The organism is Rahnella victoriana, from assembly GCF_004330295.1.
GTDB classification, from domain to species: domain Bacteria; phylum Pseudomonadota; class Gammaproteobacteria; order Enterobacterales; family Enterobacteriaceae; genus Rahnella; species Rahnella victoriana.
Map to the genome: position 1 here is coordinate 1 of NZ_SJOJ01000031.1, position 16754 is coordinate 16754.

The window sequence follows — 16754 nt, forward strand, 5'->3', positions numbered from 1 at the left end:
CTGCGATGGGGGAGGACGGGAGGGGGTTTTACAGGCAACTTCAAATTCTGAGCTGCCATTAATACCCCACCCCAACCCTCCCCTTCGCAGGGGAGGGAGTTGACCGTCTTCTTTTACGAGAATCTTATGACTCCTGAATCGGTAATGGCACTGGGTAACGAGGCGATGAAAGTGGCATTAGCCGTTGCTGCGCCTTTATTGCTGGCCGCGCTGGTGACCGGGCTTATCGTCAGCCTGTTGCAGGCGGCGACACAGATCAACGAACAAACGCTGTCCTTCATCCCGAAAATTCTGGCCGTTGTCGCCACTATCGTGATTGCAGGCCCGTGGATGCTGAATCTGCTGCTCGATTACATCCGCACGTTGTTCTCCAACCTGCCCTACATCATCGGGTAATCTATGGTTTCCTTCGACAGCACCCAGTTAGCCGGCTGGCTGAGCATGTATTTCTGGCCCCTGCTGCGAATTCTGGCGCTGATCAGCACCGCCCCTATCACCAGCGAGAAATCGGTGCCTAACCGGGTCAAACTCGGACTTGGCATGATGATTACTTTTCTGATCGCACCGTCCCTGCCGCCGGTGGAAACGCCGATTTTCTCCACGCCCGCGCTGTGGCTGGCGATGCAGCAAATCATGATCGGTACCGCGTTAGGCATCACCATGCAACTGGCGTTTGCCGCCATCCGTATGGCCGGTGAGATCATGGGATTGCAGATGGGGATTTCCTTCGCGACGTTCTATGACCCGAGCAACCGTCTCAACACCCCGCTGCTGGCGCAGTTTTTAAACCTGCTGGCGGTGTTGCTGTTCCTGAGTTTTAACGCCCATTTGTGGCTGATTTCCCTGCTGGCAGACAGTTTCCATACCCTGCCCATCAGTCTGAATCCGGTGAACGCGGAAGGATTTATGGCGGTCGCCAAAGCCGGCAGCATTGTGTTCAGCGGCGGCATGATGCTGGCGTTACCGATTGTGACGTTGCTGCTGACCCTCAATATGGCGCTGGGCTTGTTAAATCGCATGACGCCTCAGCTTTCCGTTTTCGTGATCGGTTTCCCGCTGACGCTCAGCATCGGCATTCTGGCCATCAGCCTGATGATGCCGATGCTCGCGCCATTCAGCGAGCATCTGTTCAGTGAGATTCTGGATAAGATTGTGCTGATCGTGAATCAGCTGGCGGGCTGACGGACAGGCTTAACGCCGGACCAGCAGTGCCATCACTTCGTAATGCGCGGTATGCGGGAACATGTCGAAAAGCTGGACACGCAGGATATGATAATCCGGCAATAACGCCAGATCCTGCGCCATGGTTTTAGCATTACAGCTGGAATAGAGAATGGTGTCGGGCGCCATGTGGCTGAGATAGTCACACAGGGTTTTACCGATACCCCGGCGTGGCGGATTCACCAGCACCAGATCCGGTACCTCGCCTTTGCCGGTGGCAAAACCGGTGGAATCCAGCGCCTGAAACTCTACGTTTTGCAGCCCCAGACGCGCCGCCGATTCCTTCGCGCAGGCAATGGCTTCGGCGCTGATTTCGATACCGGTCAGTTTCATCTGCGGCGTTGTGCAGTGCAGACCAAAACCGCCGACGCCGCAGAACAAATCCCACATACTGTGAATATCACCCCGCGCCCTCACCCAGTCCCGCGCCGTAGCGTAGAGTTTTTCAGCCACCACAGGATTGGTCTGGAAGAAACTCTGCGGGCGGATAAACAGCGGCACATGGTTAAAGTCTTCTTCCAGCCGCTGAACCTCCGTCAGAGGGATTTCGGTGTCGCCTTCGAGGATCGCCATATGCACCGGCTGGATATTGGCAGAAATCACGGTCAACTGCGGCAACTGCTGTTGCAGCCACGGCAGCGCGGCCCGCAGTTGCGCCAGTTTGGTGTCTGAGCGCAGCACAAAGCGCAGCATCATGCCGCCGTCTTTCTGGCTTTCTGTCAGCAGAAGGAATTTCAGTTCGCCGCGTTTACGCGCCACGTGATAAGGCGTCAGACCGGCGCGGGCGATGAAGGTTTTGAGCACGGAAAACACCGCAGGGAAGCTGGCCGGATACAGCGGGCAATCACACAAATCTACCGGCGTACCGTCACGATGCAACATGCCCAGCAACGGACGCTCCACGCTGCCGCTGACCACCATTTTGGCTTTGTTGCGAAACGCACTTTCCGGGCCGGTGACCGGTTCACACCACTCACCCACCGGCAAATCGGACAGCAGGTCACTGAGATCTTGCTGCTTGTCGGCTAACTGTTGTGAATAAGGTTTGTCGAGCCACTGGCAGGAACGGCAGGTTCCTGCGGTGTAAAGTGCGCAATGCATGAAAATGTTCCGGTCATCGAATGCTGGGAAAAACTGGCGCGCAGTTTATCACTGCGCGGCGGGAAAGGCTCATGTACGTCGTGGCTATTTGTTACGGGAAAAGTATCTGCGGCTGCTGGCGGGCAGATATAACAACAGCAACACCACGATATCAGGGATTTTTTGCATCAGCAGCGAAGAGAGAAACTCGCCCTGTGTTTCAACGTTAAAGCGAAAGATACGTGGCCCGAACCAGTCAAATGACGCCAGCATCATGTAACCGACCACAATCACCTGACAGCCGATAAATGCCCGACGTCCCCAGCGGCGGGCGCGCATCATCGCATACGCGGCACGGCATTCGATCAGAACAATCAGCAGGCTCGCCAGCATAATGAAGCAGTTCAGCCAGGATTCTGCACTGACCTCGATAAAACTCATCAGCCCTGAAAAGCCCATCGCATCGAACAACAAAATGAATTCCAGACAGCGTGTGGCGACAATCGCCGACGCGCCGATCATGACGGGAACAGGGATAAATGCCAGTTTCATAAATCCGTTTGGGCTCTCCATTTACCTTCAGGGCGGAAAAATCCGCCCTGACATTATCTTTAAATTTAAGCGCGTTGTGCGCGCTGAATTTCCTTTCTTCTCTGCTTTTCCGCCCGCGCCATAAACCACCAGGCAATCATACCAATGATGCCCACTACCAGCAGGATCAGTGTCGCCAGTGCGTTGATTTCAGGGTTGACGCCCATACGCACGCTGGCAAACACCAGCATCGGTAAGGTCGTCGAGCCGGGTCCGGCGACGAAACTGGCAATAACCAGATCGTCGAGCGACAAGGTAAACGCCAGCAGCCAGCCGGAAATCAGCGCCGGTAAAATCATCGGCAACGTGATAATGAAGAACACTTTCAGCGGCGCGGCACCTAAATCCATCGCGGCTTCTTCAATCGAGCGGTCCAGTTCACGCAGGCGCGCCGACACCACCACGGCAACGTACGCACTACAAAACGTCACGTGCGCCAGCCAGATGGTGAACATGCCGCGTTCCGCAGGCCAGCCGAAGGTGTGCCCCATCGCCACAAACAGCAACAACAACGCCAGACCGGTAATGACATCGGGCATGACCAGCGGCGCGGTCAGCATGAACGCAAACCCGGTGGAACCACGGAAACGTCGGAAACGCACCATCACCACCGCCGCAAGCGTGCCGACAATCACCGCCATGGTCGCCGCTGCCGTCGCAATCGACAGACTCATGCCGACGGCGCTGATCATCGCTGAATCATGGAAAAGCTGAGTATACCAGCGGGTAGACCAGCCCGCCCAGACCGTTACCAGCTTCGAGCTGTTGAATGAGTAAATAACCAGCATCAGCATCGGGGCGTACAAAAACGTAAAGCCGAGCACCAGAATAAGAATTCGCCACGGCGAACGGACAACCGGTAACTGATTCATTCTTTCTCTCCCAGCTCTTTGTTTTGGTATTTCTGGAACCACAGAATGGGCATGATCAGCAGCAACAGCATGACCACCGCCACCGCTGAAGCCACCGGCCAGTCGCGGTTGTTAAAGAATTCCTGCCACAGCACACGGCCAATCATATTGCTGTCCGGCCCGCCGAGCAGCTCCGGGATCACGTATTCCCCGACCGCCGGAATAAAGACCAGCATCGAACCGGCGATAATGCCGCCTTTAGTCAGCGGCATAATCACTTTGAAGAAGGTTTTCATCGGACGTGCACCGAGATCCTGCGCCGCTTCCACCAGCGAGTAATCCATACGGATCAGCGCGGTGTAAATCGGCAACACCATAAACGGCAGATAGGAGTACACAATGCCGATATACACGGCCAGATTGGTGTGCAGGATCACCAGCGGCTGGTCGATCACATGCAGCCAGAGCAGAACGTTATTCAGCACGCCGTTGTCTTTGAGAATGCCAATCCAGGCATAGACGCGGATCAGGAACGATGTCCACGACGGCAGGATCACCAGCAACAGCAGGATATTGCGCGTCGAGGTGCGGCTGTGCGCCACCGCCCATGCCAGCGGATAACCGATCAGCAGACAAAGCAGTGTGGAAATCGCCGCCACTTGCAGCGATTGCAGATAGGCATCGATATACAGCGGATCCTGCGTCAGCCCGATGTAGTTGGCAATGTTGAGCGCGATATCCAGCATACCGTCTGACCAGGTGACCAGATCGGTATACGGCGGGATCGCGCGCGCCATTTCGGCGAAACTGATTTTGAAGACAATCAGGAACGGCAGTAAAAACAGCAGCAGGAACCACACCAGCGGCAGCAGGATCACCAGCTTGCGGCCATGACGCTGTTGCAGACGCCCGGTGAAGGCTTTGAATCCGCCCGGAGGTTTGCTGGCCGGTTGTTCGGAGATCACAGACATTTTCATCCCCCCTTAAACAGTCAGCACGACACAGCTGTCGGCTTCCCAGCACAGGCGCACTTCGTCGCCCCAGGTTGGCATGCCTTTGCGGAAACGGTGACCGTTCTGCAATTGCGCGGTAATCATCTGACCGCTGTGCAGCCGGACGTGATAAATCGACAGGTCGCCGAGATACGCAATGTTGACCACTTCGCCGACCGCGAAGTTACAGCCGTCCTGCGGCACCTCTTCGCACAGCATGATTTTTTCCGGACGCAGCGCAACGAACACCGGCACGCCGTCCACGACCGACACGTCCGGATCGACTTTCAGGGGATGCTTTAGCCCCGGCGAAGTCAGTACCAGTGCATCGTCCAGACGTTCTTTCAGTACGCCTTCAAATACGTTCACTGAGCCGATAAATTCGGCACTGAAACGGCTGGTAGGATGCTCGTAGATTTCTTCCGGCTCGCCGATTTGCACGAATTTGCCACGGTTCATGATGGCAATGCGCCCGGCCATGGTCATCGCTTCTTCCTGATCGTGCGTGACCATCACACAGGTCGCGCCAACACGCTCAAGAATATCCACCACTTCCAGCTGCATACGGTCACGCAGCTTTTTATCCAGCGCGCCCATCGGTTCGTCGAGGAGTAATAACTTTGGCCGTTTCGCCAGACTGCGCGCTAATGCCACGCGCTGACGCTGACCGCCGGAAAGCTGATGCGGCTTACGTTTGGCGTATTCCTGCATATGCACCAGCGTCAGCATTTCGGCCACGCGGCTTTTGATTTCCGCCGACGGCAGTTTGTCCTGCTTGAGACCGAAGGCGATGTTCTGCTCCACGGTCATGTGCGGGAACAGCGCGTAGGACTGGAACATCATATTGATCGGCCGCTGATACGGCGGCACCTGCGACAGGTCAACACCATCCAGGACGATTTGTCCCTGCGTCGGCGGCTCAAAACCGGCCAGCATACGCAACAGCGTGGATTTCCCACAGCCGGACGCGCCGAGCAGTGCGAAAATCTCGCCTTTATAAATGGTCAGGCTCACATCATCGACGGCGGCCTGACCATCAAAAGATTTGGTCAGATTGCGGATCTCCAGTAAAGGCGTGAAACCCTTCTGGGACTTAGGCTGCGGGCGGGGGATAGCGTCGTTCACTCAGAGAAATCTCCGGTATCAGAAAAAAAAGCAGTTCAAATAAGCATAACAGTCAGGGGGAAAAGTGCCTGATCTCTATGCCCAAAATACAGCCGGAAATAAAACGTCAGCGGCCCCGCCATCAATAAGCGGAGCCGCGTTAACGATACTCAAAATCATTCTGGTTGCATCAAGGCGGCAAGTGAGCAAGTCCCCGGGAGCTGACACAAGTCAGTGACCGGGGCGCGTTCACGCAGCCAACGCAGAAGCAGCCTGAAGGATGAAGAGTATTACTTGCCGGTTTTGACCTTGGTCCACGAACGGGTGATAACCCGGTCGATCTTCGGATCCTGCACTTTCAGGGTGAAGAGTTTCGCCTGCACATCCGCCGGTGGATAAATGCCCGGGTTGTTGCGCACCTCTTCGTTCACCAGTGGCGTCGCGGCTTTGTTGCCGCTGGCGTAGTAAACGGTGTTACTGATTTGCGCGATCACTTTCGGTTCCATCAGGTAGTTGAGGAACTGATAGGCTTCATCGAGGTTTTTCGCATCCGCCGGAATAGCAAACACGTCGAAGAAGGCCAGCGCCCCTTCTTTCGGAATGCTGTACGCCACGTTCACGCCATTTTTCGCTTCTTTCGCGCGGTTTGACGCCTGCATGACATCGCCTGCCCAGCCGATCGCCACACAGATATCGCCGTTCGCCAGATCGTTAATGTACTGGGAAGAGTGGAAATAACGGATGTTCGGACGCAATTTCAGCAGCAGATCGTTGGCCGCACCGGTGTAATCGGACGCTTTGGTGCTGTTCGGATCCAGATGCAGGTAATTGAGCACCGTGGCATAGATTTCCGCCGGTGCATCAAGGAATGACACGCCGCAGCTTTTCAGTTTCTCAAGGTTTTCAGGCTTGAGCACCAGATCCCAGCTGTCTACCGGCGCATCTTTACCGAGAATGGCTTTCACTTTATCGACGTTATAGCCGATACCGGTGGTCGCCCACAGATAAGGGATAGCGTATTTGTTGCCCGGATCATGTTGCGCCACCATTTTCAGCAGCTCAGGATCCATATTCTTGTAGTTGGGCAGTTTGCTCTTATCCAGCGGCTGGAATACACCCGCTGCCAGCTGGCGCTCAAGGAAACTGGCTGATGGCACCACCAGGTCGAAACCGGTGCTGCCTGCCATCAGTTTGCCTTCCAGCACTTCGTTGGAGTCAAAGACGTCGTAAACCACTTTAATGCCGGTTTCCTTCTGGAAATCAGGCACGGTATTTGGCGCGATATAATCGGACCAGTTATAGATATGCAGCGTTTTTTCTTCCGCAGACGCTGTGACGGACGCAGCCATGACCAGGCCGGCGACAACACCCGATAACCACTTTTTACGCAGGGTGAACATCCGTTACTACCTCCAAGACAGGGAATATAAAATTGAATTTGTATCACTGAGACTGATACAAAACCTTTCACACAAAGCCAACTGTCCTCCACGACATGTGCATAGACATTCAATGTTGGCGCATACGCTGCCTGCGAATTAACCGTTTGGTTTTACGACGTAATCACGCGTGATGCAGAGTCAGAAGAATAGCGCCTGCAACCCCTGCGTACCAGCCTCCTGAGACAAAACCGGCGTTTATCGATTAATTATGCAGATTTGGTCTATACCGTCTGGCATTTTGCCTTTTAACAAAGTGAAATATCTGGCAACACTGCCGTCAAGGCAGCATAACTTATGGCGAAAGCGAATAAAGGCAGCGGAGCCGCAATAAACACGGCTCGCAGGAAAGGATCTTCAGAGGGGAATAACGAACAGCCGGGTCAGGCTTAATGCAACAGCGGCAGGTTCACGGACGTCACCGGAACCCCTTCTTCTTCATCGCCGAGAAACAGCAGGTCATTGGCATGTGCTTCGAGAATAATCATCGACATCTGCTCTTCTGCCTGTTGCAGGAAGAAGGCAAACTGCTCTTCGGTCACGCCCACGGCGATGGTCAGCGACTGGCAGACAATTAGTTTTGGCAGATTATCATCCTGAATATCCACGAACGCTTTGATGGTCAGCGAGCTGGCGTTAATCGAGCTTAAATCCGCCACCAGCGGGATCAGCGCCGTCGGTTTTACTTCGGCCAGCGCAGAGAACAAAATCACGTTGTCGACGATATCGAGTTTGGCATCAAAAATGCCATCAAAATTCTGCATATGCGGCAAATGGAGAGCCTGACAGGAATCACACTCGAAAAAAGAGATGCCCAGCTGATCCAGCCAGCGCCGCAGCAGCGCCAAATCAGGGACGATGAGCGAATCCATAAAATGCCTCACGAGTTCAACACAACGAAAAAAACAAACCCTTCGCAACGCCGTCAGCATTACGAAGGGGTTATAGCTTACGGAATATTACTGTCCGGCGCTACGATCAATAGCGGATTGATGGTGATTAACGCGGTGAAATAAGATTTAGCCGCCGGATTTCAGACGAAATCCCGGCCGCGCTCTATGCTCAATATAGTCGATCATCATCCCGGCGATATCGAGGCCGGTGGTGGTTTCAATCCCTTCCAGCCCCGGCGACGCATTGACCTCCATCACCAGCGGCCCGCGATGCGCGCGCAGGATATCGACACCTGCGACATCCAGCCCGAGGGTCAGCGCCGCTTTGATGGCAATATCTTTCTCTTCCGGGGTAATTTTGACGTTACTGGCCGTGCCGCCACGATGCAGGTTGGAGCGGAAATCCCCCGGCTTGGCCTGCCGTTCAATGGCCGCCACCACTTTTTTACCCACCACCAGACAACGGATGTCGCGCCCTTCGGCTTCGCGGATATATTCCTGCACCAGAATATGCGCATTCAGCCCGCGAAAGGCATCAATCACGCTTTCCGCCGCCTGACGGGTTTCCGCCAGCACCACGCCGATACCCTGCGTGCCTTCCACCAGTTTCACCACCAGCGGCGCACCACCGACCAGCGCAATCAAATCGGACGTGTCATCAGGGGCATTGGCAAATCCGGTGATCGGTAAATCAATACCTTCGCGCGCCAGAATCTGCATTGAGCGCAATTTATCGCGCGCGCGGGTGATCGCCACCGATTCGTTCAGCGGAAAACTGCCCAGCATCTCAAACTGGCGCAACACGGCGGTGCCATAAAAGGTAATCGCAGAGCCGATTCGCGGGATCACGGCATGGTATTTATCCAGTTGCCGCCCGCGATAATGCACGCTTGGCGCGGCGGGATTGATATTCATATAGCAGGACAAAGGATCGATGATGTCGATCTCATGGCCGCGGGACTCCGCCGCTTCTTTCAGGCGCTTACACGAATACAAAGACCCGTCACGGGAAAGAATTGCAATTTTCATCCGACACTCCGTCGCCGATTAGCGTGTTGCCCAGCCTTGCTTGTGCAGTGCGTCCAGCATAAACGGACGCTGTTCCTTTTTCAGTGTACGCATGATCAGATCACTCCAGGTATCGCGACGGGCATTGCTGTCGCGCTGAAGATAATACTGACTTAATTGTTCGTCATAGTCCGCCAGCACCGCTTTATCGACCGGTTGATAGGCGTTTTCATGCACCAGCAATGACTGCGGCATACGCGGTTTAACCTGATGATCCTGCGCCGGTGTGCCGATGCAAAAACCGAACAGCGGCATGACAAATTTCGGCAATTTCAGCAGATTCACCACATCGTCGACCTGATTACGTATCCCGCCGATAAACACACCGCCCAGACCGAGCGATTCTGCGGCGGTCATGGCATTTTGCGCCATCAGCGCGGTATCCACACAGCCGAGCAGCAGTTGTTCCGCCAGCCCCAGTTCCGCTTCCGGGTTAATCTGCCAGTTACGGTTGAAATCGGCGCAAAAGACCCAAAATTCGGCGGCACTGGCGACATATTTTTGTCCGCCGGTGTACTGCACCAGCGTTTCACGCAGCGCAGGATCGGTGATCCGGATAATAGAAGAACATTGCAGGAAGCTGGACGTGGAAGCGGCCTGAGCGGCGGCGATAATGGCTTCGCGCTGCTCATCGGATACCGGCTGGTCGGTAAAGGCACGAATGGAGCGGTGTGAGCGCAGAAGATCGATAGTCGGCGTCATTTAAAAATTCCTGAACGGTAGCGGTAAATAAAAACAGTCGTCCCAATCATTCATGCTGTGAGCACTGTTTGCAAGGATTGTGGCATCAATAGCTGTAACAATGTGCGGCGGCTAAAAATGACTGCCGGTTCATTTAGATAGGTCAAAGGTATCGGACTGACAGGTAATTCCTGCTTTTTTTTATGGTTTGCAACAGGCATAGTAGCGACATCAAAAAGGTGATGTGGATAACAAAAACGACACTCCCCTTTCATTTATCTCGTTGGCATTAACAAAGGAGTCTCCATGTTTGCAGTAATTTTCGGGCGTCCTGGCTGTCCTTATTGTGTACGCGCTAAAGAGTTGGCTGAAAAACTGACTGAAGAACGTGATGATTTCAACTTCCGTTACATCGACATCCATGCGGAAGGCATCACTAAAGCCGACCTGGAAAAAACCGTGGGCAAACCGGTAGAAACGGTTCCACAGATTTTCCTCGATCAGAAACACATCGGCGGTTGCACTGATTTTGAAGCCTATGCCAAAGAGCATCTGGCGTTGTTCAGCAACTGATCCGCAAAAAAATAAAGACTGACACACAGCAAAAAGGCGCTCACTGAGCGCCTTTTTTATTGCCCCGACCTCATCATCTGTCAGTGTTGCCTGAACTGCCGGTAAGCGATGACCAGAAGTTGCACCAGTATGGCTCCCAGAACACACCAAAATATCGCGCTGGTGGCATAAGCCAGCTCCTGAACCAGCGGACGAACGCGCGGGTAAAACGCCATGCGCAATAAAAAACAAACAGGAATGGACACCAGCCCGCCGACAAAAGACGAGAATATCGCCGAATCACGGGAAATCAGCGACGCAATCACCCCCGGGATCATAAATAATAACAGGCCGTATTCTGGCCCCGGCGCGACATTTCTAACAATAATCCAACCGTTTTTTAATAAAAGAAATATAATTAAGAATATTATGCAACAAATTAACGGGGCTACCACTTTTCGCCAAATTGCCATTTTACTTCCTCCTTAAAGTTGGCGAGATTTACAGGTTATCTGCAGCACAAATGTGTTCTTTCTTACCTGTCGGAGCCTTCTGGCTCACTTCCCTGAGGTGTCACGCACTCCCGCGAAACACAAAAAAAGCTTTCAGAAGATTTATACGGGGTTTTCTCTGGCTGAACCGGCGTTCTGTGACTAAAATGACGCCCGAAACCCGCTTTTCCACTCCACCTGATTCAGTGACAGAAAGTGTCAGCAAGAGTAGGAATATTCCGGTTCTGAATTTATCCTTTACATTCTCCTATATCAAGAATTTGTTGGTAAACAATAAGTTATCCTTGTGAATATAAACGTCGCTAGTTTGTTAAACGGGAATTACATCCTGTTATTATTTGTGGTTTTGGCACTGGGTTTATGCCTGGGGAAAATTCGCCTGGGTTCCGTCCAGCTCGGAAATTCTATTGGCGTATTAGTGGTTTCCCTTCTGCTGGGTCAGCAGCATTTCAGTATTAATACGGAAGCGCTCAACCTCGGCTTTATGCTGTTTATTTTTTGTGTCGGCGTCGAAGCCGGACCCAACTTTTTTTCCATTTTCTTCCGGGACGGCAAAAATTACTTCATGCTGGCACTGGTTATGGTCGGCAGCGCCATGTTGCTGGCGCTCGGATTGGGCAAAGTGTTCGGCTGGGATATCGGTCTTACCGCCGGTATGCTCGCGGGTTCGATGACCTCGACGCCGGTTCTGGTCGGTGCCGGAGACACGCTGCGTAACACCATGGGCGGCAATAAGCTGCTCGGCCCTGAACTGGACAACCTGAGTCTGGGCTACGCCCTGACCTATCTTATCGGTCTGGTCAGCCTGATTTTCGGCGCACGCTATCTGCCGAAGCTGCAACATCAGGATTTACCGACCAGCGCCCAGCAAATCGCCCGCGAACGGGGTCTGGATACCGACAGCAAACGCAAAGTCTATCTGCCGGTGATCCGCGCCTACCGCGTCGGACAGGAACTGGTGGCATGGGCCGACGGCAAAAACCTGCGCGAACTGGGCATTTACCGCCAGACCGGTTGTTACATCGAACGTATCCGCCGTAACGGCATTCTGGCGACGCCGGACGGTGACGCAGTCTTGCAGGTCGGTGACGAAATCTCGCTGGTCGGTTATCCGGACGCGCATTCGCGTCTCGACCCGAGTTTCAGAAACGGTAAGGAAGTTTTTGACCGCGACCTGCTGGACATGCGGATCGTGACCGAAGAAGTGGTGGTCAAGAATAACCATGCGGTCGGCAAACGTCTGAGTCAGCTGAACCTGACCGATCAGGGTTGTTTCCTTAACCGCGTGATCCGCAGCCAGATTGAAATGCCGATCGACGACAGCATCGTCCTCAATAAAGGGGATGTGTTGCAGGTCAGCGGGGACGCCAAACGCGTGAAAAGCGTGGCAGAGCGCATCGGGTTTATTTCGGTTCACAGTCAGCTCACCGATTTGCTGGCCTTCTGCGCCTTCTTTATTGTCGGCCTGATGATTGGGCTTATCACCTTCCAGTTTAAAAACTTCAGCTTTGGCATCGGTAACGCGGCGGGTCTGCTGTTCGCCGGTATCATGCTCGGCTTCCTGCGGGCCAACCACCCTACTTTCGGTTATATCCCGCAGGGCGCGCTGAACATGGTGAAAGAGTTCGGTCTGATGGTGTTTATGGCCGGTGTCGGTCTGAGTGCTGGCGCCGGCATCAATAACGGGCTTGGCGCGGTCGGCGGCCAGATGCTGGTTTCCGGTCTGATTGTCAGCCTGGTGCCGGTGGTAATTTGCTTTATCTTCGGTGCCTACGTGCTGCGCATGAACCGCGCATTATTGTTCGGCGCGATCATGGGCGCACGAACCTGTGCTCCGGCGATGGAAATCATCAGTGACACCGCGCGCAGTAACATTCCGGCACTCGGTTATGCAGGAACCTACGCGATTGCTAACGTATTGCTGACGCTCGCCGGTACGCTGATCGTCATCATCTGGCCCGGCGCATGACGTAACTCATTGAACTGTAATGTGGCAAAAAAAAATCAATAATTTTTTTAATTTTTTGCCACATCGCGCGAACTTTTAAAGTTAGCCAGAGTCTTAATTAGTGCCACTGCTTTTCTTTGAAGTCCCCAAATTTGGAGAGCCCGTCAATCCCGCCTCGTTAGGTTCAAGATTGCCGGGTTTTTTCTTTTCTGCTTTTGAAACTCCCCCCGACTGACCTATTTCTCATTCTCAATCACCCGCACCAGCGTGCCGTCGATATCGATCATTGCGCCCATTCTCAATCCGAAAGGCTGCATTTTTGGCAGATGAATGCACGGATGAGATTTCTTATCCTGCCCTATTCCGGCGGCAATAAACGCATCGAAAAATTCATCGGCATTATCAACACGCAGACAGCAGCTGAACCAGCTGGTGAGCGGATCCAGATCGGTATGCAGGAAGAATTCCAGCGTAATCGTGCCACGGGTCATGATCAGCCAGCCGTCATCGACATAGGTGGTGGAGAAACCAAAACTGCTATAAAAATATTGGGTTTCTTCGAAATTACGGGAAGGAAGATTGGGTGTGGCGTAATCGGTCATGGCGGCTCCGTGCGTCAGATGCGAATGATACGTATACGCCATGATGCCTGAGCGGAGATGAGGGGGAAAGCGACCGATGAGATTCTGTGAGAAAGGTCATCCCCCGCCTTGCGACGGGAGAATCAGACACAGCAGACGCAGATGCCCTGAGGGTTCAGGGCATTGCCGGATTATCAGAACTGATAAACCAGACCGGTAGCAATCACGTTATCAGTGTTAATACCGGAGTTGCGGGTGAAGCGGCTGTCATCCATCAGATTAATTTTGTAATCGACGTAAGTCAGCATGTTCTTGTTGAAGAAATAAGACGCGCCGACATCAACATATTTGGTCAGATTCTGGTTGCCGTAGCCCTGAATGTCTTTACCTTTTGACTGCACATAGGCAACGGAAGGACGCAGGCCGAAATCGAACTGGTACTGTGCAACCAGTTCATAGTTTTGAGCTTTATCCGCGTAGCCGTACGCGGTGCTGCCTGCCTTGCCGAAACGGTTGGCATTGTAGCTTTGCGTATACATGGCAGCCAGATAGACATTGTTCGCGTCGTATTTCAGACCGCCGCTGTAGGCGGTGGCTTTGTCGCCGTCACCCAGAATCGCCGGGTTGTTGCGGCCATTTTGTTCATTCGTACGGTCTGAAGCCATCATCGCGGCACCGGCGCTGAAGCCGTCGCCCAGATCATAGGTCAGCGCCATGCCGTAACCGTCGCCATTCTGCGCCAGCACGTCACGCCCGTTGTTGGATTCGGTCGCGCTGCCGTTTTTGCCCTGATACTGCACGGCAACGTTCAGGCCATCCACCAGACCGAAGAAGTTCTGGTTACGGTAAGTCAGCACACCGTTAGCACGCTGGAACAGGAAGTTGTCCGCGCCATAAGTGTCGCCGCCGAATTCCGGCAGCACGTCGGTCCATGCCGCGACGTCGTACATCACGCCGTAGTTACGGCCATAATCCAGTGAACCCCAGTCGCCGAATTTCAGACCGGCAAAACCGATACGGGTGAAGTTGTTCGCATCATCGCTTTCAGCCTGGTTCAGCGAAGCCTGATATTCCCACTGGCCGTAACCGGTCAGTTCGCTGTTGATTTGGGTTTCACCGCGCAGACCGAAACGCATATAAGACTGATCGCCGTCCGTGCCGTTATCCTTGGAGAAATAATGCAGGCCGTCGATTTTACCGAACAGATCCAGCTTGTTGCCGTCTTTGTTATAAATTTCAGCAGCGCCCGCAGTGCCTGCCATCATGAGTGCCGGAACCACCAGAGAAAGTACGCGTAATTTCATTATCAATATCCTTGATTATTTATAAACTATCGATGCCGTCATGCGACAAAATTATTTTCTCTCCACCGTGAAGTTATATTTCTTCATCAGACCCGGAGCAGATGAGCGTCAAATTAAACGAGGATAAATTCCGTTGCAACCGGAAAACATTTGAAATAATTTTCGTTTAGGAAGCATTTAGAATAATAACGAGGGCCGCCACAAACATTAACATGCTTGGTTAAACAGTTGCTGCGACGGGAGGATGTCAGAGGCTGAAAAAATGAAATATAACGCTATTAATCATGATCATAGAGGGAAATATCATCACGGAAAATCGCCATCACATCTGCACAACAATATGTTATGAACAGAACTTATCTGACAGAATAATTATATCCACAATACTCTTTACCGTCAGGAAAATGCTATTAAATGTAAAGTTAAGTATAATGCCTTCAGATTATTCCAGTATTATCCCTGAAAATAAAAAAAACCACCCGCAGGTGGTCGTTTATATTTTCATCATGTCAGAAAGGTTATTTACATAATTCGCTCAAGGCGCTGATCTTTCCCGCCTAAACGGCCGTCGGTCTGATTCCACTCTTTTTCATAAGACTGATAGGCAAACACGAACGCCTGATGACCGTCTTCAAATAACTGATCGGGACGTTTATGCCAGCCGGAATAAGCATCGTAGCGCAGGATTTCATAGCCGCCGTCCACCGGATGAAAAAGGTAGGTGTAATGTTCACAAAATTCCGGCGCGTAGGGGATATCTTCCCCGGCTTCCAGTGTGATAAACAGACCGCCCAGACGTATTTTAATCATTGATATCCTTTTTCATGATCCACAAATTGGTGGTTTGCGTCACGGTAACACAGGCTGTCCCGGCGGCCTGATGCATCCCCTGACGTTGATAAAAACCGATCGCCGGTCATTCGTTTTGCCACAAACTACCAAAATAATGGCGACAGGTCTCTTTTCCCAGGCGCTGTGACACGCCGGAATCCGCCATGACCGCATCGCGAATCGCCATTCTGCCCCCTTCTGTGACATCACTCGTTACAGTATACAGGCTCCTCAGGGCACCCGGCATCCCTCTTCAGGCCGTCTGCTTAAGGCTTCCTTAAGTTCTGATCTTTAGACTCATTTTCATCGTGAAACTATACCGTTATTCAATGAATCACGGATATTCAGACGATCCCCCCTTTACCTTGCAGATAGCACAAACTAACGTAGAACTTATTTTTCTGCGCGATGTCAGCAGGTTATCGGAAATTTTTGAAGGCTAATTTGGCCTGTACATATGAGGGTATGTTTAATGGAGCAACTGAATCATTTAGTGTTTCTATGGATTAACGCCACACCGGCGTCGCCGAAGGCGCTGATCCAACTGGCCACTTTTCTGGCGAATGATCTGATCATGATTGTTCCGCTGCTGATTATCGGCCTCTGGCTGTGGGGTCATCAGGAACGTATCGGTCAGCAACGCGAAATGATCAGCAAGACCGCCATCGCCCTGCTTTTCGCCATGTCTACCGCAAAAGCCATCTCCGCCCTGTTCCCGCATGCCCGTCCTTTTGTCGAAGGCTTTGGCTATAACTTCCTGCACCATTCGCCGGATGATTCCTTCCCGAGCGATCACGGTACCGTCAGCTTCACCTTTGCACTGGCCTTTATGTTCTGGCACCGCGCCTGGTCGGGCGCATTACTGATGGTGACCGCCCTGTCGATCGCCTGGTCGCGCGTTTACCTTGGCGTTCACTGGCCGCTGGATATGCTGGGAGGATTCCTGGTAGGAATGTTGGGATGCCTGTTCGCGCAGCTGGTATGGAACCTGTTTGGCGAGCCGATTAACGCGCTGATGTGTAAGGTTTACCGCTTCGGATTTGCCTTCCCGATTAAGAAGGGCTGGGTGCGTAACTGATTACGCTCTGAATTTCTCCGAATGAACG

The 16754-nt window shown here is 52.9% G+C and carries 18 protein-coding genes; 5 read left to right on the top strand and 13 right to left on the bottom strand.

The window, feature by feature from the left end; translation table 11 throughout:
• Positions 1 to 126: 126 nt before the first annotated feature.
• Together fliQ and fliR are read left to right on the top strand one after the other, a co-directional pair.
• Positions 127 to 396, top strand: coding sequence for a flagellar biosynthesis protein FliQ (gene fliQ / locus EYY67_RS20950; protein ID WP_095925151.1), 270 nt, complete (start codon positions 127 to 129; stop codon positions 394 to 396).
• A gap of 3 nt (positions 397 to 399) precedes the next feature.
• Positions 400 to 1182, top strand: coding sequence for a flagellar biosynthetic protein FliR (gene fliR / locus EYY67_RS20955; RefSeq protein ID WP_119825013.1), 783 nt, complete (start codon positions 400 to 402; stop codon positions 1180 to 1182).
• A 9-nt stretch (positions 1183 to 1191) separates the two neighbouring features.
• Here fliR and rlmC read toward each other — a convergent pair whose 3' ends face one another.
• From rlmC to nfsA, 9 genes are all read right to left on the bottom strand, one after another.
• On the bottom strand, positions 1192 to 2322 hold the full coding sequence (gene rlmC, locus EYY67_RS20960) for a 23S rRNA (uracil(747)-C(5))-methyltransferase RlmC (RefSeq protein WP_131694308.1): 1131 nt from the start codon (positions 2320 to 2322) through the stop codon (positions 1192 to 1194).
• 84 nt (positions 2323 to 2406) lie between these two features.
• A complete protein-coding gene (locus EYY67_RS20965) occupies positions 2407 to 2853 on the bottom strand; it encodes a YbjO family protein (protein ID WP_095922247.1) in 447 nt (148 codons plus the stop codon).
• A gap of 65 nt (positions 2854 to 2918) precedes the next feature.
• Entirely contained in the window at positions 2919 to 3764 is an 846-nt protein-coding gene (gene potI / locus EYY67_RS20970; protein ID WP_095922248.1) for a putrescine ABC transporter permease PotI, read from the bottom strand.
• The gene (potH, locus tag EYY67_RS20975; RefSeq protein ID WP_131694309.1) at positions 3761 to 4714 is read right to left on the bottom strand and encodes a putrescine ABC transporter permease PotH; all 954 of its coding nucleotides are present in this window, start codon (positions 4712 to 4714) and stop codon (positions 3761 to 3763) included. The genes potI and potH overlap by 4 nt, the downstream gene beginning before the upstream one ends.
• Positions 4715 to 4726: 12 nt before the next feature.
• Complete coding sequence (gene potG, locus EYY67_RS20980) at positions 4727 to 5860, bottom strand: putrescine ABC transporter ATP-binding subunit PotG (RefSeq protein ID WP_095922250.1); 1134 nt, start codon at positions 5858 to 5860, stop codon at positions 4727 to 4729.
• 269 nt (positions 5861 to 6129) lie between these two features.
• On the bottom strand, positions 6130 to 7239 hold the full coding sequence (potF, locus tag EYY67_RS20985) for a spermidine/putrescine ABC transporter substrate-binding protein PotF (protein ID WP_131694310.1): 1110 nt from the start codon (positions 7237 to 7239) through the stop codon (positions 6130 to 6132).
• A gap of 428 nt (positions 7240 to 7667) precedes the next feature.
• Positions 7668 to 8150 carry a type III secretion system chaperone family protein gene (locus EYY67_RS20990; protein ID WP_095922252.1) on the bottom strand — a complete coding sequence of 161 codons (483 nt, stop codon included), beginning with the start codon at positions 8148 to 8150 and terminating at the stop codon, positions 7668 to 7670.
• A 147-nt stretch (positions 8151 to 8297) separates the two neighbouring features.
• Entirely contained in the window at positions 8298 to 9200 is a 903-nt protein-coding gene (gene rimK, locus EYY67_RS20995; protein WP_131694311.1) for a 30S ribosomal protein S6--L-glutamate ligase, read from the bottom strand.
• Positions 9201 to 9218: 18 nt separating this feature from the next.
• Complete coding sequence (gene nfsA / locus EYY67_RS21000) at positions 9219 to 9941, bottom strand: oxygen-insensitive NADPH nitroreductase (protein WP_095922254.1); 723 nt, start codon at positions 9939 to 9941, stop codon at positions 9219 to 9221.
• Positions 9942 to 10226: 285 nt separating this feature from the next.
• On the opposite strand from nfsA, the gene EYY67_RS21005 reads away from it, so the two are divergent.
• Entirely contained in the window at positions 10227 to 10493 is a 267-nt protein-coding gene (locus EYY67_RS21005) for a GrxA family glutaredoxin (protein WP_013575818.1), read from the top strand.
• Positions 10494 to 10573: 80 nt separating this feature from the next.
• On the opposite strand, the gene ybjM is transcribed toward EYY67_RS21005, so the two are convergent.
• A complete protein-coding gene (gene ybjM, locus EYY67_RS21010) occupies positions 10574 to 10945 on the bottom strand; it encodes an inner membrane protein YbjM (RefSeq protein ID WP_095922255.1) in 372 nt (123 codons plus the stop codon).
• 325 nt (positions 10946 to 11270) lie between these two features.
• On the opposite strand from ybjM, the gene EYY67_RS21015 reads away from it, so the two are divergent.
• Positions 11271 to 12953, top strand: coding sequence for an aspartate:alanine antiporter (locus tag EYY67_RS21015; protein ID WP_131694312.1), 1683 nt, complete (start codon positions 11271 to 11273; stop codon positions 12951 to 12953).
• Positions 12954 to 13168: 215 nt separating this feature from the next.
• Here the strand turns inward: EYY67_RS21015 and EYY67_RS21020 are convergent, their stop codons facing one another.
• From EYY67_RS21020 to EYY67_RS21030, 3 genes are all read right to left on the bottom strand, one after another.
• Entirely contained in the window at positions 13169 to 13534 is a 366-nt protein-coding gene (locus EYY67_RS21020) for a bleomycin resistance protein (RefSeq protein ID WP_131694334.1), read from the bottom strand.
• A 173-nt stretch (positions 13535 to 13707) separates the two neighbouring features.
• Complete coding sequence (gene ompC, locus EYY67_RS21025; RefSeq protein ID WP_095922261.1) at positions 13708 to 14817, bottom strand: porin OmpC; 1110 nt, start codon at positions 14815 to 14817, stop codon at positions 13708 to 13710.
• Positions 14818 to 15339: 522 nt separating this feature from the next.
• Positions 15340 to 15627, bottom strand: a complete 288-nt coding sequence (locus tag EYY67_RS21030) for a hypothetical protein (protein WP_095922262.1) — start codon at positions 15625 to 15627, stop codon at positions 15340 to 15342.
• 493 nt (positions 15628 to 16120) lie between these two features.
• On the opposite strand from EYY67_RS21030, the gene ybjG reads away from it, so the two are divergent.
• The gene (gene ybjG, locus EYY67_RS21040) at positions 16121 to 16726 is read left to right on the top strand and encodes an undecaprenyl-diphosphate phosphatase (protein ID WP_095922263.1); all 606 of its coding nucleotides are present in this window, start codon (positions 16121 to 16123) and stop codon (positions 16724 to 16726) included.
• Positions 16727 to 16754 lie beyond the last annotated feature (28 nt).